At 64.6% G+C, this 26,606-nt stretch carries 29 protein-coding genes; 25 read left to right on the top strand and 4 right to left on the bottom strand.

Features of this window, described 5'->3' with window-relative positions; all coding sequences use genetic code 11:
- Positions 1-412 precede the first annotated feature (412 nt).
- The 25 genes from ARADN35_RS0121005 to ARADN35_RS0120880 all read left to right on the top strand — a co-directional run bounded on the left by ARADN35_RS0121005 (position 413) and on the right by ARADN35_RS0120880 (position 23,169).
- On the top strand, positions 413-724 hold the full coding sequence (locus ARADN35_RS0121005) for a type II toxin-antitoxin system HigB family toxin (protein WP_010465707.1): 312 nt from the start codon (positions 413-415) through the stop codon (positions 722-724).
- Positions 725-740: 16 nt separating this feature from the next.
- Positions 741-1,112 (top strand): helix-turn-helix domain-containing protein, encoded by a 372-nt coding sequence (locus ARADN35_RS0121000; protein ID WP_010465705.1) that lies wholly within the window; start codon positions 741-743, stop codon positions 1,110-1,112.
- Positions 1,113-2,434: 1,322 nt separating this feature from the next.
- Positions 2,435-2,695: a hypothetical protein gene (locus ARADN35_RS27525; protein ID WP_081474688.1), complete on the top strand. Its 261-nt coding sequence runs from the start codon at positions 2,435-2,437 to the stop codon at positions 2,693-2,695.
- 633 nt (positions 2,696-3,328) lie between these two features.
- A complete protein-coding gene (locus ARADN35_RS28080) occupies positions 3,329-3,529 on the top strand; it encodes a hypothetical protein (protein ID WP_139019220.1) in 201 nt (66 codons plus the stop codon).
- An 8-nt stretch (positions 3,530-3,537) separates the two neighbouring features.
- The gene (locus ARADN35_RS28600) at positions 3,538-3,846 is read left to right on the top strand and encodes a hypothetical protein (RefSeq protein ID WP_244265934.1); all 309 of its coding nucleotides are present in this window, start codon (positions 3,538-3,540) and stop codon (positions 3,844-3,846) included.
- 161 nt (positions 3,847-4,007) lie between these two features.
- Positions 4,008-4,475, top strand: a complete 468-nt coding sequence (locus tag ARADN35_RS0120975) for a Spy/CpxP family protein refolding chaperone (protein WP_010465699.1) — start codon at positions 4,008-4,010, stop codon at positions 4,473-4,475.
- 17 nt (positions 4,476-4,492) lie between these two features.
- Positions 4,493-4,819: a hypothetical protein gene (locus tag ARADN35_RS0120970; RefSeq protein ID WP_035198355.1), complete on the top strand. Its 327-nt coding sequence runs from the start codon at positions 4,493-4,495 to the stop codon at positions 4,817-4,819.
- 17 nt (positions 4,820-4,836) lie between these two features.
- Entirely contained in the window at positions 4,837-5,562 is a 726-nt protein-coding gene (locus tag ARADN35_RS0120965; RefSeq protein WP_010465696.1) for a response regulator transcription factor, read from the top strand.
- Positions 5,559-6,962: a HAMP domain-containing sensor histidine kinase gene (locus tag ARADN35_RS0120960; RefSeq protein ID WP_010465694.1), complete on the top strand. Its 1,404-nt coding sequence runs from the start codon at positions 5,559-5,561 to the stop codon at positions 6,960-6,962. The genes ARADN35_RS0120965 and ARADN35_RS0120960 overlap by 4 nt, the downstream gene beginning before the upstream one ends.
- Before the next feature lie 410 nt (positions 6,963-7,372).
- Complete coding sequence (locus ARADN35_RS0120955; protein WP_029414257.1) at positions 7,373-8,338, top strand: ABC transporter substrate-binding protein; 966 nt, start codon at positions 7,373-7,375, stop codon at positions 8,336-8,338.
- Positions 8,339-8,474: 136 nt separating this feature from the next.
- A complete protein-coding gene (locus tag ARADN35_RS0120950) occupies positions 8,475-9,311 on the top strand; it encodes an ABC transporter permease (RefSeq protein WP_010465690.1) in 837 nt (278 codons plus the stop codon).
- Positions 9,308-10,087, top strand: coding sequence for an ABC transporter ATP-binding protein (locus ARADN35_RS0120945; RefSeq protein ID WP_010465688.1), 780 nt, complete (start codon positions 9,308-9,310; stop codon positions 10,085-10,087). Before ARADN35_RS0120950 ends, ARADN35_RS0120945 begins: the two co-directional genes overlap by 4 nt.
- Before the next feature lie 6 nt (positions 10,088-10,093).
- A complete protein-coding gene (gene hutC / locus ARADN35_RS0120940; protein ID WP_010465686.1) occupies positions 10,094-10,912 on the top strand; it encodes a histidine utilization repressor in 819 nt (272 codons plus the stop codon).
- 182 nt (positions 10,913-11,094) lie between these two features.
- A complete protein-coding gene (hutH, locus tag ARADN35_RS0120935) occupies positions 11,095-12,639 on the top strand; it encodes a histidine ammonia-lyase (protein ID WP_010465684.1) in 1,545 nt (514 codons plus the stop codon).
- 40 nt (positions 12,640-12,679) lie between these two features.
- Positions 12,680-14,416: a urocanate hydratase gene (gene hutU / locus ARADN35_RS0120930; protein ID WP_010465680.1), complete on the top strand. Its 1,737-nt coding sequence runs from the start codon at positions 12,680-12,682 to the stop codon at positions 14,414-14,416.
- 105 nt (positions 14,417-14,521) lie between these two features.
- A complete protein-coding gene (locus tag ARADN35_RS0120925; RefSeq protein WP_010465679.1) occupies positions 14,522-15,268 on the top strand; it encodes an IclR family transcriptional regulator in 747 nt (248 codons plus the stop codon).
- A 31-nt stretch (positions 15,269-15,299) separates the two neighbouring features.
- The gene (locus ARADN35_RS0120920; protein ID WP_010465677.1) at positions 15,300-16,049 is read left to right on the top strand and encodes a glutamine ABC transporter substrate-binding protein; all 750 of its coding nucleotides are present in this window, start codon (positions 15,300-15,302) and stop codon (positions 16,047-16,049) included.
- Between the two features lie 29 nt (positions 16,050-16,078).
- Positions 16,079-16,747 carry an amino acid ABC transporter permease gene (locus tag ARADN35_RS0120915; RefSeq protein ID WP_010465675.1) on the top strand — a complete coding sequence of 223 codons (669 nt, stop codon included), beginning with the start codon at positions 16,079-16,081 and terminating at the stop codon, positions 16,745-16,747.
- Complete coding sequence (locus tag ARADN35_RS0120910) at positions 16,744-17,538, top strand: amino acid ABC transporter ATP-binding protein (RefSeq protein ID WP_279626872.1); 795 nt, start codon at positions 16,744-16,746, stop codon at positions 17,536-17,538. The genes ARADN35_RS0120915 and ARADN35_RS0120910 overlap by 4 nt, the downstream gene beginning before the upstream one ends.
- 58 nt (positions 17,539-17,596) lie before the next feature.
- Positions 17,597-18,484 (top strand): phytanoyl-CoA dioxygenase family protein, encoded by an 888-nt coding sequence (locus ARADN35_RS0120905; RefSeq protein WP_010465671.1) that lies wholly within the window; start codon positions 17,597-17,599, stop codon positions 18,482-18,484.
- Positions 18,485-18,501: 17 nt separating this feature from the next.
- Entirely contained in the window at positions 18,502-19,122 is a 621-nt protein-coding gene (locus ARADN35_RS0120900) for a HutD/Ves family protein (protein WP_010465669.1), read from the top strand.
- An 88-nt stretch (positions 19,123-19,210) separates the two neighbouring features.
- Positions 19,211-20,545 carry an imidazolonepropionase gene (gene hutI / locus ARADN35_RS0120895; RefSeq protein WP_050812565.1) on the top strand — a complete coding sequence of 445 codons (1,335 nt, stop codon included), beginning with the start codon at positions 19,211-19,213 and terminating at the stop codon, positions 20,543-20,545.
- Complete coding sequence (locus ARADN35_RS0120890) at positions 20,535-21,932, top strand: formimidoylglutamate deiminase (RefSeq protein ID WP_010465666.1); 1,398 nt, start codon at positions 20,535-20,537, stop codon at positions 21,930-21,932. The genes hutI and ARADN35_RS0120890 overlap by 11 nt, the downstream gene beginning before the upstream one ends.
- Before the next feature lie 29 nt (positions 21,933-21,961).
- Positions 21,962-22,783, top strand: a complete 822-nt coding sequence (hutG, locus tag ARADN35_RS0120885) for an N-formylglutamate deformylase (protein WP_010465664.1) — start codon at positions 21,962-21,964, stop codon at positions 22,781-22,783.
- A gap of 176 nt (positions 22,784-22,959) precedes the next feature.
- The gene (locus ARADN35_RS0120880) at positions 22,960-23,169 is read left to right on the top strand and encodes a hypothetical protein (protein WP_010465662.1); all 210 of its coding nucleotides are present in this window, start codon (positions 22,960-22,962) and stop codon (positions 23,167-23,169) included.
- 36 nt (positions 23,170-23,205) lie between these two features.
- Here the strand turns inward: ARADN35_RS0120880 and asd are convergent, their stop codons facing one another.
- From asd to ARADN35_RS0120860, 4 genes are all read right to left on the bottom strand, one after another.
- On the bottom strand, positions 23,206-24,057 hold the full coding sequence (gene asd, locus ARADN35_RS0120875) for an archaetidylserine decarboxylase (protein WP_029414252.1): 852 nt from the start codon (positions 24,055-24,057) through the stop codon (positions 23,206-23,208).
- A gap of 63 nt (positions 24,058-24,120) precedes the next feature.
- Complete coding sequence (locus tag ARADN35_RS0120870; protein WP_010465657.1) at positions 24,121-24,834, bottom strand: ABC transporter ATP-binding protein; 714 nt, start codon at positions 24,832-24,834, stop codon at positions 24,121-24,123.
- Position 24,835: 1 nt separating this feature from the next.
- The gene (locus ARADN35_RS0120865; RefSeq protein ID WP_010465656.1) at positions 24,836-25,609 is read right to left on the bottom strand and encodes an ABC transporter ATP-binding protein; all 774 of its coding nucleotides are present in this window, start codon (positions 25,607-25,609) and stop codon (positions 24,836-24,838) included.
- Positions 25,602-26,600, bottom strand: a complete 999-nt coding sequence (locus ARADN35_RS0120860; RefSeq protein WP_010465654.1) for a branched-chain amino acid ABC transporter permease — start codon at positions 26,598-26,600, stop codon at positions 25,602-25,604. The genes ARADN35_RS0120865 and ARADN35_RS0120860 overlap by 8 nt, the downstream gene beginning before the upstream one ends.
- Positions 26,601-26,606: the final 6 nt, after the last annotated feature.

Genomic DNA, 26,606 nt, shown 5'->3' with positions numbered 1-26,606 from the left:
CATTCTGGGCGGCTGACCCACAGGGTCTGCGCCTTCATCCTCAACTTCGCCAACGTGGTCTGGTCCAGACTGTGGGAGCTGAGGCTCTGGTGGCAGAGTCGGCGTCTCAGTGCTGGGTGGTAGATCGCCCGGCGGCAGAGGGTAGGTCTCGGGGACCTTGTGTGCGGGGTGTTCGTTCGGGTCGGTGGCCATGGTGCGCTCCTTGTGAAAGAGGTCCATTGAGCTCCGTGCCGCTACGCAATGCCGTAGGAGGCGGGCCGAACATGGGGTAGCTCCGTTGGCTGTTTGGGCCAATAGGGCGTCGGTAGCGTTCACCTGCCTGTATTGCTGACAGCAAGGGGAAATCGGGCCGCAGTGATGGGAGGCTGATTCTGTATTTGTATTGGTCCCAAATTGGGACTAAAATTCACCCATGCACATCGTCGCGCACTCAGCACTGGTCAACTTCTACAGCCAGCCCCAGTACCAGGACGCACGAGGGGCGCTGGAAGCGTGGCACGAGACAGTCAAGTTCGCCCAATGGACGAGCCCGGCAGATGTGAAGGCCCAGTTTGGGAGCGCCAGCATTGTTGGCAACAACCGCGTGGTGTTCAACATCAAGGGCAATGACTATCGTCTTATCGTGGCCATCGCCTATCGCATGCAATGGGTCTACATCAAGTTCATTGGGACCCATGCGCAATACGACCGCGTGGATGCGGCCACCGTAGATCAGACAAAGTGACCCAAGGAGAATCGACATGGAAGTCAAAGCCATTCGCAACGAAGAAACGTACCGCGCAACACTGGCGCGCGTTTCTGACCTCATCGACCTTGATCCGGTGGCTGAATCACCAGAAGGCGAAGAGCTGGAAATTCTGGGTACGCTGGTCGAAGCCTACGAGGCCAAACATTTCCCCATCGGCCTTCCAGACCCCATTGAAGCCATCAAGTTTCAGATGGAGCAGAGCGGTATCACCGTGAAGGATCTGGAGCCCATCATTGGCAAGAGCAATCGTGTTTATGAGGTGCTGGCCCGCAAGCGCCCGCTCACGTTGGGCATGATTCGGCGCCTCAATGCGAATCTAGGCATCCCAGCGACCGTGCTGATTGCGGACTACGCTCACGCCTGAGCCCTGCTTAGGCCTCCCACCTTGAGCGTAGGAGACGGGCCGTATCGAAAGCCCGGGCGGGGCGAGCAATGAGTCTGCATGAGGGTAGCCAGTGCCTCTTGTTGTTGATCTCAATAGGGGATCGAGATTGCAATTGGTAGCAAATATGGTGTCTGACGGTGTCGGTCATGGTGCCGAAAATCACACCGTTTTCACACCGATTTGACGGGAGCCGCTTCCAGTAAGGAGCGGACGCGGGTTCAATTCCCGCCAGCCCACCACCATACCGTCCAAGGGCGTCCACACTAATCCAGTGGACGCCCTTTTTCTTTGGTAAATCAAGGGCTTAGCGTCCATGGCCGTCCATGGCTTGCCCATCCCCAGCCAACGCAAACTGGGGGTGCAATTGGGGGTACAAACCGAGAAATCTGGTGAAATCGGTGTTGTGTACCCCCACTTCCCTCTTTCGAAAGGGGGTTGTCATAGGAGACTCTGTACCTGCAACCAAACAACCTCCTGAGCTCAGCCCTTGCCTTCAGCGCTTCGGTTTTTCGGGTGGTCGCGAGAAATTTTCGGAGTTGATTGCGAGGGGGGCGATAGGTCGTCCGACTCGCAAAGCACCAGATCGTCTCATCTACGGCGTGGGGAGCAGCTGTCCCTTTCTCGTTTTTGATCTTCGGTAGCTGATCGGTTGTCAATGAATGGCTATGCTCCAAATGAGCTGGCTTCAGCTTCCATGGCGTCAACGTCCAGAAGTGAAAAAAATAGCCCGCACGAGGCGGGCTAAATCATTGCATCACTCGCACAGGGGGGGCGAACCGCCGGATTTGACGGTAGGTGCATCCTAAGCCGGGTTTCGAACCGCGCAGCAGGGGTGCAGCTTGCAATCGTGAAATAAGTCCGTATTGCCCAGATTGCTGAAGTGCCAACTGCGATGGCGCTGCAGGTTCCTCGCGTTTCGGAAGACGGATGCAGATGGCGTGGTGGTGTTCGTCCATGTCCGGGGCTTGTTGAGCAGTTCTCCGCCATGAAGGCAGGTGGTTCAACGACTTCGTCTCTGCGCAATGGCGGTAAAGCACCGCGGCCGCCATGGATTGCTCCTGAAGAAGATCACAAAAATCGGCATGGGCTTGTGGCCCATTCTTTGGCGGACCAAGCGCCTGTCTAAATGGCAACAGTTGGGGTGTGGGTTTTAGGGCGTCACGGGCCCGCCACCAAGCTACACGGGCACTTCATTGGTAATGCGGCGTGCAGGAGCTGCAAGGTTGTAGCTTCTTGTATCAATTCTTGAGCGGCAGAGGCTCGCGCTTCACAATCTTTCCTCGTTCAAGCCGGAGGCCACCATGCCAATGGAGTACTTAAGGGAGCTGGAGCGCGACGCGCTTCCCCTGATTGAATCGGATGTCGTCAACATCGACAAACTGCGTGTCTTGCGCGCTGCTGGAATGGTGGAGGTGCAGCTTCCGCCGGTTGATTCCCCCCACCAGAAAGCCCAGGTGCTTTACATCACCGGCCTCGGCTGTGCAACGCTGAGAGCCTACGGATCTCGTGTGAGAGCGCCCCGTCGGGAGCCACATTGTGATCTGGAGTCCTCCTACGATTGATTGCCAAGCCATGGCGATGCCCGGCAGCACCTGAGGCATTGGAAGAATCTGTCCTACAGATTGATGCGCTGCACAAGAAGTGCCGTAGTCGCAGGCCAAAAATACGATGAACGTTCCGTATTACTGGCACGACCACACGAAAGGCGCATATGAGCAGTTGGTACAAATTGGCTCTGGGCAATGACGAACAGGCTTTCGAGCCAGCTTTGCGGATCCAGCAGATGTTCATGTCAAAGTTTCTGATGTGCCCTCCAGGGTCAGGGAGGGCGCTTTTTTCTTGCTATGACAAAGAGCACGACAACCTCTGGTTGTATTTTTCGCCAGCGGCCGAAGACATTGCATTGCGTGTGTATGCAGAGCCTTGTGACCCGCCGACTGCGCTGGACTCCATCGGACTGCTGGCCGGGGAAGGTGATGCCTTGGGGGACAGACGAACTCCCAGCGCTGACCACAGCAGCGTACCGCCCCACCTCGCAAGGGCGACCTCCCAGCTTTTGCCCGCACATGTCACTTAACTGGGGCTGTAGGCGCAGTCTTACGTCTGTCCCCATGGGGCTCTGACATGGGCCCCGGCGGGCCCGGACCTTAATGTCCTGACGGGGCTTTTTAAAAGCCCAGCCTTTGGAGTGCACCATGTTTTTCTTCCATCCAACGTTCCACCATCTCGAAGCTTGCCCAGAGGCCCCGTTGATGCAGATGGGTCAGCCCACTGACACACTCCTGCAGCGCCAGCAAACCGACAACCTGTGTCCTGACCGCCATGACGGCCACGGTCTGGAGCGGGAGTTGCAATTTGCAGACCTTGAATATCGAGAGCTGCAAGCAATGGGTTGAATGGTGTTGTGTCTGAAGACGGATTCGTATGGGAAAAAGCGATGTCAGTGCTGACGCTGCATATCCGGCCGGAGGGGGCTCAGCAGTATCTGGCAAGGGTATTCGATGGAAAACTGCTGCTGGGCGTGCCCAGTTTGCACCCCGAAATAGACCAGGCGATCCAGGCGTATGGACAGGGCGCAGGCTTTCCTGGCGTCACGGCGTTTGACATCTGGTACGGCGGTTGGAGTGTGGGCACCATACCGCTGGACCAGATGCGTACCGGGGCCTCAGAGCTGGCAGACCGCTTGGTTGTTCTATCGGCCGTGTTGCGTTGAAATGCCCGGCTTGCCCCGTGGGCAGGCGCTGGGCAGTTGTCACACCATGCCGTGACGGCGAAACAAAATGAAATAAACCGAAACTGCGTCGAGACCACATCGGCACGCTCTGTCGGCACCATCAGGGTCATGTTCAACACCGTCCATGAAAGGACTGCACCATGAAACCCTGGATCAAGAAAACCCTGGCGGGCATCTTCGGCGTCTCTATCGCGGTAGGCGGTTTGACGGCCTGCTCCAGCGGCCACCATCACCATGGCCCGATGAGTGCCGAAAAGATGGCCGAAGTGCGTGGCAAGGTCGTCGAGCGGGTCAGCAGCAAGCTAGACCTGAACGATGCGCAAAAGCTCAAGCTCAATGTACTGGCCGACAAAATGGAGGCGCAGCGTACAGCCTTCATCGGCAAGGCTGCAGACCCCCGCGCAGAGATGCAGGCCATCGTGGCAGGTGCCACATTCGACCGTGTGCGGGCGCAGACGCTGCTGGAGGAAAAGACCCGCGCAGTCCAGGCCAATAGCCCTGAAGTGATCAGCGCATTGGCCGATTTTTACGACAGCCTGAACCCCGACCAGCAGCAGAAAGTGCGCGAGCTGATGCAGCGGCGCAAGGGCTGGATGGCGCGCGGCTGATGGCGGGGGGCTTTCACATGTCACCCACGCTGGAACCCATCCACCGCCTGGCACAGGGCGTGCGCAAACATGGGCCTGCGCTGCTGGCGGGCATGCCCGATCCCCACGATGAGTTGATGTCGCTGGTCTGGGGGCCGCGTTTTGACCGTGAACATGCACTGGGCTTGGTTGCCCGCCGGCCCGCAACGGCGGCCCAGACCTTGCCCGCTCTGTTGGCCGCCGCTGACCACTTTGACACACTCCACTCCGGCGCACAGGGCCGCCTTCGCAAGTTGATCGTGCGACACCGCGCATTGCGTGTGGTGGACTGTGCGGGAGGGGTGGCCCATGGAGCTAGCGCCTGACGGTGTGAGAATTGCTCATGCACCGCATCCTGCTTATTGACGACGACGCGCAGCTTGGCCCCCCGCTGGCTATCTATTTTCAGCGGTTCGAGCTGGAGTTGATTCACGCACTCAAACCCAGCGACGGACTGGCCCAGCTGGCAGCGGGCGGGTTTGACGCCGCCATCCTGGATGTCATGCTGCCTGAAATGGATGGGTTTGAACTGTGCCGCACCATCCGCAAGCAGGGCGATCTGCCCATCGTGATGCTGACGGCCCGGGGTGAGGTGATGGATCGTGTGGTAGGGCTGGAGCTGGGTGCGGATGATTACTTGCCAAAGCCCTTTGAACCGCGCGAGCTGGTGGCCCGGCTGCAGACAGTGCTGCGCCGCCGCCGTACCAGCACACCTGGCAGCGTTGCCGATGCCACGTTGGAGTTTGAAGGCCTGAGCATTGACGCAGCCCGCCGCAGCGTGGTGCGCCAGGGGGCGGTGTTGGAGCTGACAGGCACTGAGTTCGACCTGCTACACCTGTTGGCGAGGGAGCCGGGCAAGGTGTTCAGCCGGGATGACATCCTCAACCAGCTGCGCGGGCACGAGGCCGAGCTGTACACGCGGGCAGTGGACATTGTGGTCAGCCGCCTGCGCAAGAAGCTGGAGCCGTTGGACTGCATCAAGACGCTGCGCAACGCGGGATATTCGCTGGCGCTGCGCAGGGCGGCAAGCGCGTCTGGCGCCCCATCCTCGACATCGATCTCGTCATGAAGTCCTCTGATTCGCTGCCTGGGCACGATCCCGGTTGTCCCTGGCACCAGCGCGCGCGCGACGCTGTCGGGTATTCGCTGCGCATCCGCCTGGTGTTGGTGTTCATGGCCCTGGCCGTGACCGTCGCGGTGGTCTTCATGGGGGGCATGCAGAAGGTGGTGGCGCTGGGCTGGAAGGAAGCCGCGCGCCCGCTGCTGATGGACTATGTGGATCGTCTCACCGCCGAGATCGGCAGTCCTCCCAGCATCGAGCGGGCCCAGGCCATTGCGAACCGGCTGCCAGTGACGTTGCGCATCGACGGGCCGCAGGTCCACTGGGATTCGCATCCCGACCGGGCGCGCCCTGACTGGATGAGCGACAAGGTGGAGCGCCAGGACCACTGGAGCCGGGAAGACACCGGCTACCGGCTGCTGCAGCGCACCACGGCCGATGGTCACCACATCGAATTCGGGCTCAACGCGCTGTCGTGGGACAAGCGTCCACGCATTGCGTGGGGCACGCTCACGGTATTGTTGTTGCTCACCGCGCTGGCCTATGTGTATGTGCGCCACCTGTTGCGGCCCCTGGACGACATCCGGCATGGCGCACGGCGCTTTGGCAATGGCGACTTTGGCGAGCCGATTCCGGTGCGCCACGCGCACCGGCCCGACGAGCTGGGCCAGCTGGCGGGCACGATCAACACCATGGGCGAAGACATCCACCAGATGCTGGAGGCCAAGCGGGCCCTGCTGCTGGCCATGAGCCACGAACTGCGCAGCCCCCTCACGCGGGCGCGCCTGAACACCGAGCTGCTGCCCGAGTCGCCCGATGTACTGGCTCAGCGTGCAGCCCTGATGCGCGATCTGGGTGAGATGGCTCGGCTCATCACCGACCTGCTCGAAAGCGAGCGCCTGGCCGGACGCCATGCGGCCCTGCACCGCGAACCCACCAACCTGGCCGAACTCGCGCGGGAGGTAGTGGCGGAGCTGGAAGTGCGGCACCCCGGGGCTACGGCGATCACGCTGCTGGTGACCGGCACCTTGCCCACCTGCATGCTCGACCGATCCCGCGTGCGCCTGCTGATGCGCAATCTGCTGGACAACAGCCTGCGCCACAACGACCCGGCGGCCCAGCCGCCGCAGATCGAATTGCGGCTGCACGAAGGCGTGGTAGAGATCGAGGTGCGGGACCACGGCCCTGGCGTACCGCCCGAGCATCTGCCACATCTGGCCCAGGCGTTCTACCGCCCTGACACTGCGCGCCAGCGCACCACGGGTGGGGTGGGGCTGGGGCTGTACCTGTGTCGCCTGGTCACGCAAGCCCACGGCGGCACGCTGCTGGTGCGCAACGCCGAACCGGGCCTGCGGGTGACTGCGCGCCTGCCGTGCCCGGACGATACATCGCAGGGCGCTGCGGGCTGAATGCCGGTTGAGTACGGTGCGGTCGCCTGCCCGCTGAGGCATGGCGCACTGGGGTGGTGCGAGCGCAGCCGCCATCGGAGTGCAGTGCTGGGTTTGGCCTCCATGCCCCTGTGGAGGTTCTGGCGCTCTGTCAAACTAAAAAAATGGATCAAATTGGCCGCTAGCGCTTTATAGGTGTGCGCTGGTAGCTATTGTTTTGATAGTTTCTTGATCGGGCTGTTCGGGCGTCAAACCGCTCGTGCATTTGGCTGGCCCCGATCTTGCTGAACCTGGGTACCACCCCCAACACGGTGAGAGTCTAGCGTTTACCCTGTATATACAGGTATGCTTGGGCTGTCATCATGGCGGCTGGAAGCGGGTGCGACCCGGCCGGAGTGGGCAAAGGTACTTTCTTCAAACAGGAGCAGATGATGACTCGATCGGTTGTGAAATGGACGTCGCTGGCAGCGGCAGCGGCTTGCGCAATGGCACTGGCTGCACCGGCCCAAGCGCAAGAGACCAAGATTGTTTTGGGCATGTCCGGCTGGACGGGCTTTGCGCCACTCACCCTGGCCGACAAGGCCGGCATCTTCAAGAAGAACGGCCTCGATGTGGAGATCAAGATGATCCCGCAGAAGGACCGCCACCTGGCCCTGGCCTCTAAGTCCATCCAGTGCGCTGCCACCACGGTCGAGACGCACGTGGCCTGGAACGCCAACGGCGTGCCGATCGTGCAGATCTTCCAGATGGACAAGTCCTACGGTGCTGACGGCATCGCAGTGCGCGGCGACATCAAGGGCTTTGCGGACCTGAAGGGCAAGACCATCGGCGTGGACGCGCCGGGCACCGCCCCGTACTTCGGCCTGGCCTGGATGCTCAGCAAGAACGGCATGAGCCTCAAGGACGTGAAGACCACCACGCTGTCGCCCCAGGCGGCCGCGCAGGCTTTCGTGGCCGGCCAGAACGACGCCGCCATGACGTACGAGCCCTACCTCTCCACCGTGCGCGACAACCCTGCCGCGGGCAAGATTTTGGCCACCACGCTCGACTACCCCATGGTGATGGACACCGTGGGCTGCGACCCCACCTGGCTCAAGGCCAACGCCAAGGCCGCACAGGCCCTGGCCAACTCTTACTTCCAGGCGCTCGACATGATCAAAGCCGATCCGACCAAGTCCAACGAGATCATGGGCGCGGCCGTCAAGCAGACGGGTGAGCAGTTCGCCAAGTCGTCGTCCTTCCTGCGCTGGCAGGACAAGGCCGCCAACCAGAAGTTCTTTGCGGGCGAGCTGCAGACTTTCATGAAGGACGCCACGGCCATCCTGCTGGAGGCCGGCATCATCCGCAAAGCGAATGAAGACTTGGCCGTCACATTCGACGCGAGCTTCATCAAGTAACAGGCGTGGCCAACACAACTCCTCTGGCGTCGTTGCAACCTCTTGTCGTACTAACGTACTGTCTGCGAGGCTGCGCCTAGCCAGAGCCGCTTCGCTGAGTTGTCTTGGCCACTCCAAACCCTAGAAAAACTGCGCCATGTCTGCTGTGCAACCCCTGTCCGCCACCGAGCCCCACGCCCCCGTGCGCCGGCGTTCGCTCGCTCCCCTGGAGCCTGTGACTGCCCGCGCCCGCTGGATGCTGGGCTTCGGCTTTTTTGTGTTGTTCGTGCTGGTGTGGGCGTTCTTCACGCTGGGCGGCTTCGTGTCGCCCACCTTCCTGGCCAGCCCCGTCACCATGGCCAAGGAAGGCTGGCTTTTGTTCAGCGAATACGGCTTTCACAAGGACATCGGCATGACGGTGTGGCGCGTGTTCGGCGGCTTCATCCTGGCCGCTGTAGTGGCCGTGCCGCTGGGCATCGCGATGGGCGCGTACAAGGGCATCGAAGCGTTCTTCGAGCCCTTCGTCTCGTTTTGCCGCTACCTGCCTGCGTCGGCCTTCATTCCACTGTTGATCCTGTGGGCCGGCATTGGCGAGACGCAGAAGATCCTCGTCATCTTCATCGGCTCGGTCTTTCAGATCACGCTGATGGTGGCCGTCACCGTGGGTGGCGCGCGGCGCGACCTGGTGGAGGCTGCGTACACGCTGGGTGCGGGTCACAAGGGCATCGTTACCCGCGTTCTCATCCCCGGCGCCGCCCCCGAGATCGCCGAGACCCTGCGCCTGGTGCTGGGCTGGGCCTGGACCTACGTCATCGTGGCCGAGCTGATCGGGTCATCGAGCGGCATCGGCCACATGATCACCGACAGCCAGTCGCTGCTCAACACCGGCCAGATCATCTTCGGCATCATCATCATCGGCCTCATCGGGCTGGTGTCCGACTTCGCCTTCAAGGCGCTCAACCACCGTCTGTTTGCTTGGAGTTTTGTGCGATGAGCCGCGTTTCCATACAAGCCGTTTCGCGCGTCTTCGAGACCGCCAAGGGCCAGCGCACGCAGGCGCTGCAGCCGGTCGACTTCGAAGTGCAGGACAACGACTTCGTCACCATCCTCGGCCCGTCGGGCTGCGGCAAGTCCACGCTGCTGCGCATCGTCGCAGGGCTGGACCACGCCACCAGCGGCCGCGTGCTGCTCGATGGCGCACCGGTCGAAGGCCCCGGGCCCGAGCGCGGCATGGTGTTCCAGAGCTACACGCTGTTCCCCTGGCTCACCATCGAGCAGAACATCCGCTTCGGCCTGCGCGAGCGCGGCATGCCCGAATCGCAGCAGAAAGAGCGCGCCGCGTACTTCATCGCCAAGGTGGGTCTGCGCGGCTTCGAGCAGCACTTTCCCAAGCAGCTGTCGGGCGGCATGCAGCAGCGCACCGCGATTGCGCGCGCGCTGGCCAACGACCCCAAGATCCTGCTGATGGACGAGCCCTTCGGCGCGCTCGACAACCAGACCCGCGTGCTCATGCAGGAGCTGCTGCTGGGCATCTGGGAGGCCGAGCGCAAGACCGTGCTGTTTGTGACCCACGACATCGACGAGGCTATCTTCATGGCCAACCGCGTGGCCGTGTTCAGCGCCCGGCCCGGCCGCATCAAGACCGAGCTGGCAGTGGACCTGCCGCACCCGCGCCATTACACGATCAAGACCAGCCCCGAGTTCATGGACCTCAAGGCGCGCTTGACGGAAGAGATCCGCGCCGAGTCCATGGCGGCGGACCTGCATTAAGGCTTTATGAGCGCCCGTCCTTCCCGCCGTCCTGCAGATGCTCCGCGCAGCGGGCCCCGTGCCGCCGCAGCCAAGGCGGTCGTGGCCGTGGCCGCGCCCGCGCAGGCCATGGCGCTGTACGAGCAGGTCAAGGACCACATCTCGCGCAAGATCCAGGAAGGCATCTGGCGCGCGGGCGACCGCCTGCCCTCCGAGAACGAGCTGGTCACCCAGTTCGGCATCTCGCGCATGACGGTGAACCGCGCGCTGCGCGAACTGGTGGAACAGGGCCGCATCGTGCGCGTGGCCGGGGTGGGCAGCTTCGTGGCCGAAGACAAGCCCCAGTCCACGCTGCTGCAGATCGCCAACCTGGCCGGCGAGATCCGCCAGCGTGGGCATGACTACCGCTGCGACGTGCTGGCGGTGGAGCGCATCTCGGCCACGCTCGAAGTTGCCGCCGCGCTGGACCTGCGCACGGGCGAGTCGGTGTTCCACTCGCTGTGCATCCACCGCGAAGACGGCGTGCCCGTGCAACTGGAAGACCGCCACGTGAACCCGCGCCAGGTGCCCCAGTTCGCCGCGCAGGACTTCACGCTGCTGCAGCCCTCCGAGTACTTGGTGCGCAACGTGCCGTTCGACCAGATCGAGCATGTGGTCGATGCCGTCATGCCCACCGCCGAGCAGGCGACGCTGCTGGAGATGTCTCCGCAGGAGCCCTGCCTGCTGCTCACCCGCCGCACCTGGTCGCGTGGCGTGCCGATCACCGTGGTGCGCTGCCTGCACCCCGCCACCCGTTACCGCCTGGGCAGCCGCTTTCGGGCGGATGGCAATCCCGTCGCAGGGTGAACGAGATGCCGATGTTCCTCCTCAGCCGACTCCCCCCCAACCCGTTCGGGCTGAGCCTGTCGAAGCCAGGGCGCGAACACCGCAGCCCTTCGACAAGCTCAGGGCGAACGGGCTGAGTGACTGACCAGCGTTGACTGACTGATTTCTCGCTTGTACCTACTTGTATATACAGGATGACCCCAATGACAAAAACAACCGCTTCGACCTCCATCACCCTGCACCCCGGCCGCGTGCCGCTGGCCGCGCTGCGCAGCATCTACGCCGCGCCCGTGCAGCTGTCGCTCGACCCGTCCGCGCGCGCCCTCATGCAGGCATCGCTGGCCACGGTGCAGCGCATCGTGGACGAAGACCAGGTGGTCTACGGCATCAACACCGGCTTCGGCAAGCTCGCCAGCACCAAGATCGCCCACGAGCGCCTGGCCGAACTGCAGCGCAACCTGGTGCTGTCGCACAGCGTGGGCACGGGCGATGCGCTGGCGGACGATGTGGTGCGCCTCATCCTCGCGACCAAGGCCATCAGCCTGGCGCGCGGCCACTCCGGCATTCGGCCCGAGATCGTGTATGCGCTGCTGGCCATGGCCAATGCCAACGTGCTGCCCGTGATCCCGGCCAAGGGCTCGGTGGGCGCGTCGGGCGACCTGGCGCCGCTGGCACACCTGGCCTGCGTGCTGATCGGCGAAGGCCAGGCCAAGGTCAACGGCACGGTGGTGTCCGGGGCTGACGCCATGCGCTCCATCGGTCTTGCTCCGTTCGTGCTGGGCCCCAAGGAAGGGCTTGCGCTGCTCAACGGCACGCAGGTGTCCACCTCGCTCGCGTTGGCCGGGTTGTTCGGCGCAGAGAGCGTGTTCGCGGCCGCGCTGGTAGCAGGCTGCCTGTCGCTGGAGGCCATCAAGGGCTCGGTCAAACCGTTCGACGCACGCATCCACGAAGCGCGTGGCCAGGCCGGGCAGATCGCTGTAGCGGCCGCCGTGCGCGCCTTGCTGGACGGCAGCGCCATCGACACCTCGCACCCGAACTGCGGCCGCGTGCAGGACCCGTACTCCATCCGCTGCGTGCCGCAGGTGATGGGCGCGTGCCTCGACAACCTGCACCACGCCGCGCGCGTGCTGACCATCGAGGCGAATGCGGCTTCCGACAACCCCCTGGTGTTCGACAACGGGGACGTCATCTCCGGCGGAAACTTCCACGCCGAGCCCGTGGCCTTTGTGGCGGACATCATCGCGCTGGCCGTGGCCGAGATCGGTGCCATCTCCGAACGCCGCCTGTCGCTGCTGCTCGATCCGGGCCTCTCGGGCCTGCCCGCATTTCTGATCCGCGACAGCGGCGTGAACTCGGGCTTCATGATCGCGCAGGTCACCGCCGCCGCGCTGGCGGCCGAGAACCAGTGCCTGGCCAACCCCAGCAGCGTGACCAGCCTGCCCACCTCGGCCAACCAGGAAGACCACGTCTCCATGGCCACCTACGGCGCGCGGCGCCTGGGCGACATGGTGCGCAATGCGGCGGTGATGGTGGGCATCGAGGCCATGGCCGCTGCCCAGGGCATGGAGTTCGACCGTGCCTTGAAGTCATCGCCTTTGGTGGAAGACCAGTTCACCGCCATCCGCCAGCGCGTGGCCTATCTGGAGCAAGACCGCTACCTCGCCACGGACATCGAAGCCATGCGCGAGTGGGCGATGCACACACCGTGGCCTGCGGCGCTGCTGCAGTGCCTGCCCAGCCACGCCTGATTTCCTTCCATTCACACCCATCGATTCCCAGGAGCCCACCATGAACGCCAACGACGCCATCATCGCTGCCGCAGCTTCCTCCACCCCCAGCACCGACTCCCGCCACGACGCCAGCCGCGTGATCCGCGCGCCGCGCGGCAACCAGCTCACCTGCAAGAGCTGGCTCACCGAGGCCGCCTACCGCATGATCCAGAACAACCTGGACTCCGAAGTGGCCGAGCGCCCGCAGGACCTGGTGGTGTACGGCGGCATCGGCCGCGCGGCGCGCAACTGGGAGTGCTATGACCAGATCCTCGCCTCGCTCAAGGAGCTGAACGACGACGAAACCCTGCTCATCCAGTCCGGCAAGCCCGTGGGCGTCTTCAAGACCCACGCCAACGCGCCCCGCGTGCTGCTGGCCAATTCCAACCTGGTGCCCAAGTGGGCCAACTGGGAGCACTTCAGCGAACTGGACCAGAAGGGCCTGTTCATGTACGGCCAGATGACCGCCGGCAGCTGGATCTACATCGGCACGCAGGGCATCGTGCAGGGCACCTACGAGACCTTTGCCGAGGCCGGCCGCAAGCATTACGGCGGCTCGCTCGAAGGCAAATGGATCCTGACCGCCGGCTTGGGCGGCATGGGCGGCGCACAGCCGCTGGCAGCCACGTTTGCGGGCGCGGTGTCGCTCAACATCGAATGCCAGCAAAGCAGCATCGACTTTCGCCTGCGCACACGCTATGTGGACAAACAGGCGCGCGACATCGACCATGCGTTCGAGCTCATCCAGCAGCACACGGCGGCCAAGGAGGCCATCTCCATCGCGCTGCTGGGCAACGCCGCCGACGTGCTGCCCGAACTTGTCAAACGCGCCCACGCCGGTGGTTTGAAGCCCGACCTCGTCACCGACCAGACCTCGGCCCACGACCTCGTCAACGGCTACCTGCCCGCGGGCTGGACGGTGGAGCAGTGGCGCGCCGCGCAGCAGGACGTGACCCAGCACGAGGCGCTGAAAAAAGCCGCAGCCCGCTCGTGCGCCGTGCACGTGCAGGCCATGCTCGACTTCCAGTCCATGGGCATCCCCACCGTGGACTACGGCAACAACATCCGCCAGGTGGCGTTCGACGAAGGCGTGAAGAATGCGTTCGACTTCCCCGGCTTCGTCCCCGCGTACATCCGCCCGCTGTTCTGCGAGGGCAAGGGTCCGTTCCGCTGGGTGGCCCTGTCGGGCGACCCCGAGGACATCCGCAAGACCGACGCCAAGATTAAGGAGCTGTTCCCCGAGAATAAGCACGTGCACCGCTGGCTCGACATGGCCGGCGAGCGCATCGCCTTCCAGGGCCTTCCCGCACGCATCTGCTGGCTGGGCCTGGGCGAGCGCCACATCGCGGGCCTGGCCTTCAACGAGATGGTCAAGAGCGGTGAGCTGAAGGCCCCCATCGTCATCGGCCGCGACCACCTGGACACCGGCAGCGTGGCCAGCCCCAACCGCGAGACCGAAGCCATGAAGGACGGCACCGATGCCGTGAGCGACTGGCCGCTGCTCAACGCGCTGCTCAACACCTCGGGCGGCGCCACCTGGGTCAGCCTGCACCACGGCGGCGGCGTGGGCATGGGCTACTCGCAGCACTCGGGCATGGTCATCGTGGCCGACGGCACCGACGCCGCGGCCGAGCGCCTGGCGCGCGTGCTGGTCAACGACTGCGGCAGCGGCGTGATGCGCCATGCTGATGCGGGTTATGAACTGGCTGTGGAAACGGCCAGGAAGCAGGGCTTGAAGCTGCCGATGGTGAAGTGAAGGGGCGAGGGAGGGAATGACAGGAATGTGAAAAAAGGGAACTGCATTCCCATTCACTGGGAATGTTGGGTTTGAATGCCACAGCAATCCTTTGATACTGAGTCCATGACCGCCCGTGGACTGACCTCCGTTGCCGCCGCCGACCGTGTTCTGCACGTGCTGGCCGTGCTGGCGCAGCATGGTCAGCCCATGTCGGCGGCCGAGCTGGTGGAGGCCACGGGCTTGGCACGCAGCACGTTGTATCGCCAACTGGCGCGGCTCAAGCTGTGGGGCTTTGTGCTGGAGAGCAGCGGGCACTACGCGCCAGGGCCGCTCAGCCTGCAACTGGCCCTGGGCTTTGACATGGCGTCGCACCTTGTGCACCACGCGCGGCCCGATATGCAGGCCCTGGCCCGGCAGTCCCACGAAAGCGTGGGGCTGGTGGTGGCCGTGAACGACAGTGTGGTGTGCCTGGACATGGTGGACAGTACGCAGGCCCTGCGCTGCTCGTTTGAAAAAGGGCGCAGCGTGCCGTTGCGCGCGGGTGCCTCCGCCAAGTGCCTGCTCGCCCATGTGGCCCCGACCACGCGCAATGCCATTCTGGACCTGCATTACGGTGCAGGCACTGCTGAGCGCCAGGCGGCGCTGACCGAGCTGGAAGGTATTGCCAAGGCCGGCTACGCGGTCAGCTCCGGCGAGGTGGATGCCGGTGTCTGGGGTGTCAGCGTGCCCGTGTTCGGTTCACCCCGGCAGGCGGCCGGGGCCATCACCCTGATGGCCCCGATCTTGCGAGCCCAGGGGCAGGAGGCCGCGCTTACCGGCATGGCCGTCGTCTCCGCAGCGCGCATCTCCCGCCAGCTCACTTCTCCCTGATTTCCCTCACCCCTCCTCAGGAGCTTTCCCCATGAACCTTCGCCGCAACCTTCTTCTGGCCAGCCTGGCCGCCGCAGCCTTTTGCACCACGGGTGCACAGGCCCAGGACAACGTCCTGCGTGTGGGCACCGATGCCACGTTCCCGCCCATGGAGTTTGTCGAAAACGGAAAACGCACGGGCTTCGACATCGAGCTGGTGGAGGCCATTGCCAAGACCATGGGCAAGCAGGTCGAGTGGGTGGACATCGACTTCAAGGGCCTGATCCCCGGCCTGATATCCAAGCGTTTTGACATGGCGGTCTCGGCCATCTACATCACCGACGAGCGCAAGAAGGTGGTGGACTTCACCGACTCCTACTATGCCGGCGGCCTGGTGGTGATGGTGAAGGCCGACAACAAGGCCATCAACAAGCTCGCCGACCTGGACGGCAAGAAGGTCAGCGTGCAGGTGGGCACCAAGTCGGTGGCGTACCTGACCGAGAAATTCCCCAAGGTGCAGCGCGTTGAGGTCGAAAAGAACCAGGAGATGTTCAACCTGGTGGACATCGGCCGCGCTGACGCTGCCGTGACCGGCAAGCCCGCCGCGTTCCAGTATGTGCGCACCCGTCCTGGCCTGCGCGTGCTCGACGAGCAGCTCACCACCGAAGAGTACGGCATGGCCCTGCGCAAGGACACGCCTGAGCTGACGAAGGCCGTCAACGGTGCCATCACCAAGCTCAAGGCGGACGGCACCTATGCTGCCATCGTCAAGAAGTGGTTCAGCAACAGCGCTGCCAAGTAAACCGCAGCCACACGTTGCCGAACTGAGCCATGGAACTCGATTTTTCTCCTGTCTGGGCCGGACTCCCCCAGTTGCTGGCGGGTGCGCTGGTCACTGTGGAAATCACGGCTGCCTCGCTGCTGCTGGGCTGCGTCATGGGCCTGCTGGTGGGCATTGGCCGCCTGAACCCCAAGCGCCGCGTGGTCTACGCCCTGTGCACCGCCTACGTGGCCGCCATCCGTGGCACGCCGCTGCTGGTGCAGCTGTTCATCCTGTTCTTTGGCCTGCCGCAGTTCGGCATCCTGCTGCCCGCTTTTGTGTGCGGCGTGATCGGCCTGGGCATCTACTCGGGCGCCTATGTGTCCGAGGTGGTGCGCGGCGCCATCCAGTCCATTGACAAGGGGCAGATGGAGGCGGCGCGTTCCATCGGCATGTCGTCGGGCCTGGCCATGCGCACCGTGGTGCTGCCGCAGGCCGTGGTGCGCATGATTCCGCCACTGGGCAATGAGTTCATCGCGCTGATCAAGAACTCGGCGCTGGTGTCGCTGCTCACCATCCACGACCTGATGCACGAAGGGCAGAAGATCATCAGTGTGTCGTACCGCTCGCTGGAGGTGTACCTGGCGATTGCGGTGGTGTATTTCATCCTCACGGGTGTCACTTCGCTGGTGCTGCGACGCATGGAGCTGCGCCTGCGTGCCGGGGGGATGGTGCAATGAAGAAAAATTCTGTGATGACCGGAGCAAGCCCATCCGCCGAGCCCATCGTGCGCATTCGCGGACTGCGCAAGTCGTTTGGCAGCCACGTGGTGCTGAACGGCATCGACTTTGACGTGCTGCCGTCGCAGGTGGTGGTGGTGATCGGGCCCAGCGGCTCGGGAAAGAGCACTTTCCTGCGCTGCTGCAACGGACTGGAGCAGCCCGAAGGCGGCACGGTCGAGATCTGTGGCCGCACGCTGGTGCAGGACGGCCGCATGCTGCCCGATCATGACCTGAACGCCCTGCGCGAAGAGGTGGGCATGGTGTTCCAGTCGTTCAACCTGTTTCCGCACCTGTCGGTGCTCGACAACGTCACGCTGGGCCCGCGCAAGCTGCGCGGCCTCTCGCGCAAGGAGGCCGACGAGCGCGCACAGGCCCTGCTGACCAAGGTGGGCCTGGCGCACAAGGCTTCGGCCATGCCAGCAAGCCTGTCGGGCGGGCAAAAGCAGCGTGTGGCCATTGCCCGCGCGCTGGCCATGGAGCCGCGTGTGATGCTGTTCGACGAGCCCACGTCGGCGCTGGACCCGGAACTGGTGGGCGAGGTGCTGCAGGTCATGAAGCTGCTGGCCAGCGAAGGCATGACCATGATGGTGGTCACGCACGAGATGGACTTTGCACGCGAGGTGGGCGATGTGGTCGTGGTGATGGACGGCGGCGGCATCATTGAGGCGGGCGTGCCCGCCACCATCTTCACCAACCCCACGCAGGAGCGCACGCGCTCCTTCCTGCAGGCCGTGCTCACGCGCGCCTGAGGCTGGGTGTGGCGTGGTGCACGACAACGGTCAACAACACAACAGGAGACAAGCCCGCATGCCCCCGCTATCACCCGCCATGGACCCGCGCTTGCAAGAGCGCTTTCACCAGCGTTTGCAGGCACGCCTGACCGCAGACGACATTGCCCGCTTCGACCGCGACGGCGCGTTGTGCATCAAGCAGCTGCTCACGCCCGAAGAGGTAGCGCTGCTGCGTGAGGGCATCGACGCCAACCTGGCCGCGCCCAGCCCGCGCGCCAAGGTGGCCAGCCGGCCCGATGACCCGGGCCGGTTCTTCGAGGACTTTTGCAACTGGCAGGACATTCCGCAGTTCGGCCGCTTTGTGCACGAGACGCCGCTGGCCCTGGCCGCGCAGCGCCTCATGCAGTCGCGCACCGTGCGGCTGTACCACGACCATGTGCTGGTGAAGGAGCCGGGCACGCGCCAGCGCACGCCCTGGCACCAGGACCAGCCTTACTACAACATCGATGGCCAGCAGAACATCAGCATGTGGATTCCGGTCGATCCAGTGTCGCGCGCGGCCACGCTCGAATTTGTGGCCGGTTCGCACAAGGGCCCCTGGCTCATGCCTCGCACCTTCATGGACAACCAGGCGAAGTGGTTCCCCGAAGGCAGCCTGCAAGATTTGCCCGATGTCGAGGCCGACCGCGACGCCTTCCCCATCGTGGGCTGGGAGATCGAGCCCGGCGATGTGGTGTGTTTCCACATGCTCACGCTGCATGCGGCGGGTGGGGTGGAGGGCACTAACCGCCGCCGCGTGTTCTCGGTGCGCTTTCTGGGTGACGACACGCGCCATGCGCCCCGGCCGTGGAAGACTTCGCCTGAGTTTCCGGGCCTGGCTGGCGAGTTGCCCGCTGGCGCGGAGATGGACCACCCGCTGTTTCCGCTGCTGGTCACAGGTGCAGGGCAGATAGCAACATCATGATGAACACGACAACAACGATGGTGATGAACTTCTTTGACCTGGCCACTACTCCGAGTACGCCCTGGAAGAACGGCGGTGGCAGCACGCAGGAGCTGGCCTGCTGGCCCCCCGGTGCGGACATGAACGGCTTTGAGTGGCGCGTGAGCCTGGCCACGGTGGACTGGCCCGGTCCGTTCTCCGTGTTCCCGGGCATTGACCGCCAGATCATGCTGCTGGGCGGCGACGGCCTGCACTTGCGCAGCCCTGGCTGGGAGCACCGGCTGGACCAGCGCTGGCAGCCGTTTGCTTTCTCGGGCGACGACGCGGTGGACGGCGCCATGCTGGGGGGCACGTCCAAGGATTTCAACCTCATGCTGCGCCGCGGCGTATGGCAGGGCGCGCTGCGGGTGGTCGGTGATGACCAGGCGCTTGGGGGCGCTGCCGCTGGCTTTTGCATGGCGCTGCACGGCGACTGGCAATGGTTGGACGCGCAGGGCGGCAATCACCGCGTACTGCGGTCCGGGCAGGGCTTCTGGTGGGCTGGCGAAGCGGGGTCGGTGCAAGGGCTCCTTGCGCCCGTGCACGCCGGCAGCGCGGCCGGCGCCCCCGCCTTGGTGTGGATAGCGCTGGAGCACAGCTCCGGCGAAAAATACGAATAAAAATAGCCCCTGGCGCTTGATGGACAAGCGCTAGTTGCTATTTATTTTGTAGCAATTGACGCCCATGATTTCTTCGGTAGACAAAGACATGCAACCTCCACACACCCGTGCGCCGCTCCCCGGCAGCACCAACAGCGCCAACAGCTTCGACAGCCCTCGCAGCGCTGATGGCATATGGGTGAACCTGAAGCCCGTGCCAGGCCTTGCCGTGGCCGACGTGCCCGTGTCCGAGGGAGAGCCTATCTGCGTGGTGGTGCAGGGTGGCAGCATGGCCTGGGTGGGGCCCGAAGCACAGCTGCCTGCCGACTACCAGGCTCTGCGCCGTTGGAACGCACAGGGCGCCCTGGCCACGCCCGGCCTCGTGGACTGCCACACCCACCTGGTCTATGGCGGCCAGCGGGCCAACGAATTCGCCATGCGACTGGCGGGCGCCACATACGAAGAAGTGGCCAAGGCCGGCGGTGGCATCGTGTCGTCCGTCAAGGCCACGCGCGAGGCGTCCGAAGACGAACTCTTCGCCCTCGCAGCACCCCGCCTGCAAGCCCTGCTCGACGAAGGCGTCTGCGCCATCGAGATCAAGTCCGGCTACGGCCTGGCGCTGGAGCATGAGCGCAAGCAACTGCGCGTGGCCCGCCGCCTGGGCGCTGCATTCGGCGTCACGGTGCGCACCACCTTCCTCGGCGCGCATGCCCTGCCGCCCGAATACGCAGGCCGCAGTGGCGACTACACCGACCTGGTCTGCAATGAGATGCTGCCCGCGCTCGCGGCGGAAGGCCTGGTCGATGCGGTGGATGTGTTCTGCGAACGCATCGCCTTCACGCTGGCCGAAACGGAGCAGGTGTTCCAGGCTGCGCAAAAGCTCGGCATCCCCGTCAAACTGCATGCCGAGCAACTCTCCGACATGGGCGGCGCGGCCCTGGCCGCGCGCTACGGCGCGCTGTCGTGCGACCACATCGAGCACCTGTCGCAGGACGGCATCGCCGCCATGAAGGCCGCCGGCACCGTGGCCGTGCTGCTGCCCGGCGCCTACTACACGCTGCGCGACACGCACCTGCCGCCCATCGCGCAGCTGCGGGAAGCCGGCGTGCCCATGGCGGTGTCCACCGACCACAACCCCGGCACATCCCCCGCGCTCAGTCTGTTGCTCATGGCCAACATGGCGTGCACGCTGTTTCGCCTGACGGTGCCCGAGGCCCTGGCCGGCATCACCACGCACGCCGCGCGCGCGCTGGGGCTGCAGGACACGCACGGCCTCATCGCCGCCGGCCGGCCTGCCCACTTCGTGCTGTGGCCGCTGGCCGACGCTGCCGAGCTGGCCTACTGGTACGGCCACAAGCCCGCCTGCACCGTCGTGCGGCAGGGGCGCGTGGCGGCCGACGGCCTGGGCATTCACACGCATCAGGAGACACCCCATGGCGCTTGACGCACCGCACAGCCTTTTCGCCGCCGATGCGCTGCTGCCCACCGGCTGGGCGCGCAACGTGCTGTTGCAGTGGGATGGGGCAGGGCGCTTCACCAGCGTGGCCGCAGATGCTGCCGCGCCCGCGGGCACGCCGGTGGCTGCGGGCCCGGTGATCCCGGGCATGCCCAACCTGCATTCGCATGCGTTCCAGCGTGCGTTCGCGGGGCTGACGGAATACCGCGGCGAAAGCCAGGACAGCTTCTGGAGCTGGCGCAACCTGATGTACCGCTTTGCCGCCCGCATCACGCCCGAGTCGCTGGAGGCCATCGCCACCTGGCTCTATGTGGAGATGCTGGAGGCGGGCTACACCTCGGTGTGCGAGTTCCACTACGTGCACCACGATCAGGGCGGCACGCCGTATGCCGACGACGCCACTCTGTCGCTGGCCCTGCTGCGCGCGGCGCGCAACGCGGGCATCGGCATCACGCTGCTGCCGGTGCTGTACCAGACCAGCGGCTTTGGCGCCAAGCCGCCGCGGGTGGACCAGGCCCGCTTCATCCGCAGCACGGACAACATGCTCTCCTTGTTGGAGCGCCTCGCGCCCGCTGCGCAAGCGCAAGGGGCCGGTCTGGGCCTGGCGCCGCACTCGCTGCGCGCCGTGCCGCCGGACAGCCTGCGTGCCGCCGTGCAGGGCCTCACCGCCCTGAACCCGCAGGCGCCCATCCACATCCATATCGCCGAGCAGACGCAGGAGGTCGACGACTGCATCTCCTGGAGCGGCCAGCGCCCCGTGCAGTGGCTGCTCGACCACGCCCCGGTGGACGCACGCTGGTGCCTGGTGCATGCCACGCACATGACGGTGGATGAATACGCAGCCGCCGCGCGCTCGGGCGCCGTGGCGGGCATCTGCCCCACGACCGAAGCCAATTTGGGCGATGGCATCTTCGACATGCCACTGTGGCTAAAACATGGCGGCCGCTGGGGCGTGGGCTCGGACAGCCACGCCTGCGTGAATGCGGCCGAAGAGCTGCTGATGCTCGAGTACGGCCAGCGCCTGTCGCGCCGCCAGCGCAACGTGCTGGCCAGCAGCACCCAGGCCGAGGTGGCGACCGCTATGACGCTGCAGGCTGTGGCCGGTGGTGCGCAGGCTTCGGGCCGCGCCGTCAAGGGACTTGCCGTGGGCCAGCAGGCCGATCTGGTGGTGTTGGACGCGCAGCATGTGGCGCTGCGCGACCTGCCCGCGCACAGCATGTTGTCGGCCCATGTGTTCGGCAGCCATCGCACCTCGGCCATCGACAGCCTGTGGGTGGCCGGCGTGCGCCGCGTGTCCGACGGCCAGCACACGCTTCACGAATCCGCCGCCAATGCCTTTGTGGCTGCCCGGACGGCCACCATCGCGCCGGACTGAGCTGTCTTTGTCTTATTTCTGAACCCGCCATGACCGAAAAAAATATACCGCCCCCGTTTGTCTTTCACCAAGGCACGCAGCCGCTGCTGATCTCCATGCCCCATGCCGGCACCTATGTGCCCCCGGCGCTGGCAGCGCGATTTACCGAGGATGCCCGCCATGTGCCCGACACCGACTGGCACATGGACCGGCTGTATGGGTTTGCCAAGGACCTGGGCGCGTCCATCCTGGTGGCCACGCACTCGCGTTATGTGGTCGATCTGAACCGTCCGCCCGACGGCGCCAGCCTGTACCCCGGCCAGAGCGTCACCGGCCTGTGCCCGGTCGACACCTTTGACGACACGCCCATCTATGCCAACGGTGATGTGCCCGATGACGCAGAAGTTGCTGCGCGGCGTGATGCAGTCTGGGTGCCGTACCACGCGCAACTGCGTACCGAGTTGGATCGCATCCGCGCCCAACACGGTGTGGCGGTGTTGTGGGACGCCCATTCGATCCGCTCGGTGTTGCCCCGCTTTTTTGAAGGCAAGCTGCCGGACCTGAACCTGGGCTCGGCCAATGGTGAAAGCTGCGACCCCGCACTGGCACAGCAGCTGCTGTCCATTGCAAAGGAAGCCAGTGGCTATACCGCCGTGCTCAATGGCCGCTTCAAGGGTGGGCACATCACGCGCCACTATGGCCAGCCGGGGCAGGGCGTACACGCGATCCAGCTGGAGATGACGCAGTGCAGTTACATGCAGGAAGTCTTGCCGTTTGACTACCTGCCCGAGGTGGCGGCGCGCGTGCAGCCGCACCTGGAGCGCATGCTGCGGGCCGTGCTCGCTTTTGCGGCTTCACATGGTGCGCGGTGATTCATCGCGCGTGCCATGGGGATGTTGATATTGCTCAATTTTTTGTAGCGGCCGGTCCAGTGCGGCCAAGCTTTGATGCTAGTATGGATTGAGCGGTCCCTCCACGGGATCGTCGGGCGGGCGCTTCTTGTTTTCAGCCCCACCCTGCCAGCCAATGCGGAAGGAGCCGCAGCCCCATGGACCCAGCGGCTTATTACTACATGCCCCTTTTCAAGCCCGGTGCCTCCGTGCAATGGGGGCAACGGCGCGAGACGGTCAGCCATGTGGTGGTGCGCCGCAATGCGCTCATGATCTACTTGGTGGGCCTGGATTCGCCCGTGCACCCGGACTCCCTCCAGGTGGAGCCCACGGCTTTTCACCTCACACGCGTTCCCGACAGGTTCTGACAGCAGAAATCCGCCGCACCACGGTGTGCTGAATCTTCACCTCGCCGTGTGCTGCGCCATGGCCTCGCCCAGCTGGATGGGCCTTGTGGGTGCCCACTGCGGGTTGAACTGCAGCGGCCCCGCCGGGAACAGCATGACCACCGTCGAGCCCAGCAGGAAGCGTCCCATTTCTTCGCCCTGCCGCAGGCTCACCTGCCCCTTGGCGTAGTCCCACTGCCGCAGCGTGCCCGTGCGGGGCGGATTCACCTGGCCATGCCACACTGTGGCCATGCTGCCCACAATGGTGGCGCCCACCAGCACCAGTACGAACGGGCCCTGGGCCGATTCAAAAAAGCACACCACGCGCTCATTGCGCGCAAACAGACCCGGCACGCCACGCGCCGTAGTCGGGTTGACCGAAAACAGATCGCCGGGCACATGCACCATGCGCGTCAACTCGCCCGCGCACGGCATGTGAATGCGGTGGTAGTCGCGCGGGCTCAGGTACAGCGTGGCGAAGTGGCCGTTGTCAAAACGGGCTGCCGCTGCCGCATCTCCACCCACCAGGGCGGTGGTGGAATAGGTGTGGCCCTTGGCCTGGAAGACCTGGTCCTTGGCGATGGGGCCCAACTGGCTGATGGCGCCATCCACCGGGCAGATCAGGTCTGCCGTGGCCAGCGGGCGAGCTCCTGGCCTCAACGCCCTGGTGAAGAAGTCGTTGAACGATGCGTAGCTGGTGATGTCGGGATTGGCCGCCTCGGCCATGTTGACGTTGTAGCGGGCCACAAAACGGCGGATCACCGAGGTGGTCAGGCTGCCCAACCGGGCCGACGCAAATTTGCCAGCCAGGGTGGTCAGTGCCTGCTTGGGCATGAGGTATTGCGGCAGAACTGCCAGGCGATCAGACACGGGCGAACCCCTCGAAGACGAAAGCGAACGATTCTATCGGCGGGGCACCGTCACCCGCATGCTTCATACCCCGAGGTACTGGTCCAGCAGCTGTGGCTGCGCGTGCAGCGCGTCCGAACTGCCCTCGAACACCACTTGGCCCTTGACCAGGATGATGTTGCGGTCGGTGATCTGCGTGACGTGTTTCCAGTTCTTGTCCACGATCACGCTGCTGATGCCACTGTCCTTGATGAGGCTGCAGATGCGCCATATCTCGCGGGCGATCAGCGGGGCCAGGCCCTCGGTCGCTTCGTCGAGGATGAGCACATCCGGGTTGGTCATCAGCGCACGGCCAATGGTCAGCATCTGCTGCTCGCCGCCGCTCAGTTGCTGGCCGCCGTGGCCCAGGCGTTCCTTCAGGCGCGGAAATGTCTCCAGCACCCGGTCATAGGTCCAGTCGCGCTGGCCACGTGTACCTGCGCGCGCCGCCATCTGCAGGTTCTCGACCACGCTGAGGTTGCCGAAGATGCCGCGGCCTTCGGGCACGTAGGCGATGCCCAACCGGGCGACCTCGAACGGAGGCTTGCCGGTCATGTTGCGGCCTGACACCGTCACGCTGCCCGAGCGCGGCTTGACGAGCCCCATGAGCGACTTGAGCAAGGTGCTCTTGCCCATGCCGTTGCGGCCCATGAGGCCGATGGTTTCCCCCTGGCCCACCGTAAAGTCCACGCCATGCAGGATGTGGCTGCTGCCGTAGAAAGTGTGGATGCCACGGGCATCAATCCATGGAGTGCTCATCTCAGTGATCCTCCCCCAGGTAGGCGGCTTGCACCGTGGCGTCGGCGCGCACCTCGGGCGGTGTGCCATGGGCGATCACTTCACCATTGACCATCACGGTGAGGTGGTCGGCCAGTGCAAACACGGCGTCCATGTCGTGCTCCACCAGCATGATGGCGTGGGCGGGCTTGAGGCGCTGCAGCAGCTCCACCATGCGTTCCGCCTCAGCCACGCCCATGCCGGCCAGCGGCTCGTCGAGCAGCAACACCTGCGGCTCGGTGGCCAGGGTCATCGCAATTTCGAGCTGGCGCTGCTCGCCGTGGCTCATGGCGCCGGCAATGGCTGTGCGCCGGTCTTTCAAGCCGGAAAGCTCGATAGCGCTTTCCAGTCTTGCGTTGGTAGCTCTGTTTTTGATAGTGTTTGCACGCGTGTCCTTCCACCAGCGCAGCGGGTTCCAGGGCTGCTGTGGGTCTCGGGACTGCGCGGCCAGGCGCACGTTTTCATGCACGGTAAGCGGCAAGAAGATGTTGGTCTTCTGGTAGCTGCGGCCCAGTCCCTGGCGCGAGATGCGTTCGGGTGCCCAGCCGGTCACGTCGGAGCTCCCAAGCTGCACCTGCCCCGAACTGGGTGGAAGGTCGCCCGATAGCAGGTTGGTAAGCGTGGACTTGCCCGCGCCGTTGGGGCCGATCACGGCATGGATCTGACCACGCCACAGGTCCAGCGATACGCCGTTGACGGCGGCCAGGCCTCCGAAGCGTTTGGTGAGCTGGCGGGCCGAGAGCAGGGCGTCAGCCATGGTGTGGGTCCTCCTGCGCCTTGGCGGCCCGGCGCTGCCCCAGCATGCCCAGCAGCCCGCGCGGCGCGGCCACCACCACCAGCACGATGAAGCTGCCCATCAGCAGTTGCCAGTGTTTGGTGATGTCCTTGAATACATGCAACAGATACTCGAAGGCAAAGGCGCCCACGATGGCCCCGGCAAAATTGCCCATGCCGCCCAGGATGATCATCATGATGGCGTGGGCGCTCATGTGAAAGCCCATCAGCTCCGGGTTCACATAGCCCGTCTGCGCCCCCCACAGGTAGCCCGCCAGCCCCGCGAGCGCACCCGCCACGGTGAAGGCGGTGAGCTTGTAGCCGCGTGTGCCAAAGCCCATGGCGCGCATCCGGTGCTCGTTGATGCGGATGCCTGACAGTGCGCGGCCCAGCGGGCTCCAGAGCAGGCGGCGCAGCAGCACATAGACGATCACTACCAGCGCAAGCGTGAAGTAGTAGAAGGTCTTGCGGCCTTCCAGGTCGAACGGCAGCCAGCCGAAGATGGAGGCGTCGGGCCGGAAGTTGATGTACAGGCCGTCCGAGCCGCCCAGCACCTTGTTGTCGAAGAACAGATAGAACACCATCTGTGCGAACGCCATGGTGACCATGATGAAGTAGATGCCGTGCGTGCGCACCACGAAGAAACCGATGATCAGGGCCACCAGTCCGGCGCCCACCACCGCCAGGGGCAGCGACCACCACAGGCTCACCGGCGTATCGGCGGGCGTGAGAAAGGCCAGCGCATAGCCCGCCACGCCAAAGTAGGCGGCATGGCCCAGCGACACCAGGCCGGTCACGCCCTGCAGCAGATCGAGGCTCATCGCGAAGATGGCCATGATCATCATGCGTGTGACCATCTGCACGTAGAAGTCGCTGCCGACCACCGGGAACAGCAGCAGCGCCGCCAGCCCCAGTGCCAGGGAAAACTGCACGCTGCGCGGCAGCACCTCGATATTGGCGCGCGGGGTGCTCATAGGTGG

This window comes from Acidovorax radicis N35, assembly GCF_000204195.1.
GTDB lineage: Bacteria > Pseudomonadota > Gammaproteobacteria > Burkholderiales > Burkholderiaceae_C > Acidovorax > Acidovorax radicis.
The sequence above is the reverse complement of the archived record's forward strand: the minus strand, read 5'-3'. Positions and strand labels throughout refer to the sequence as shown.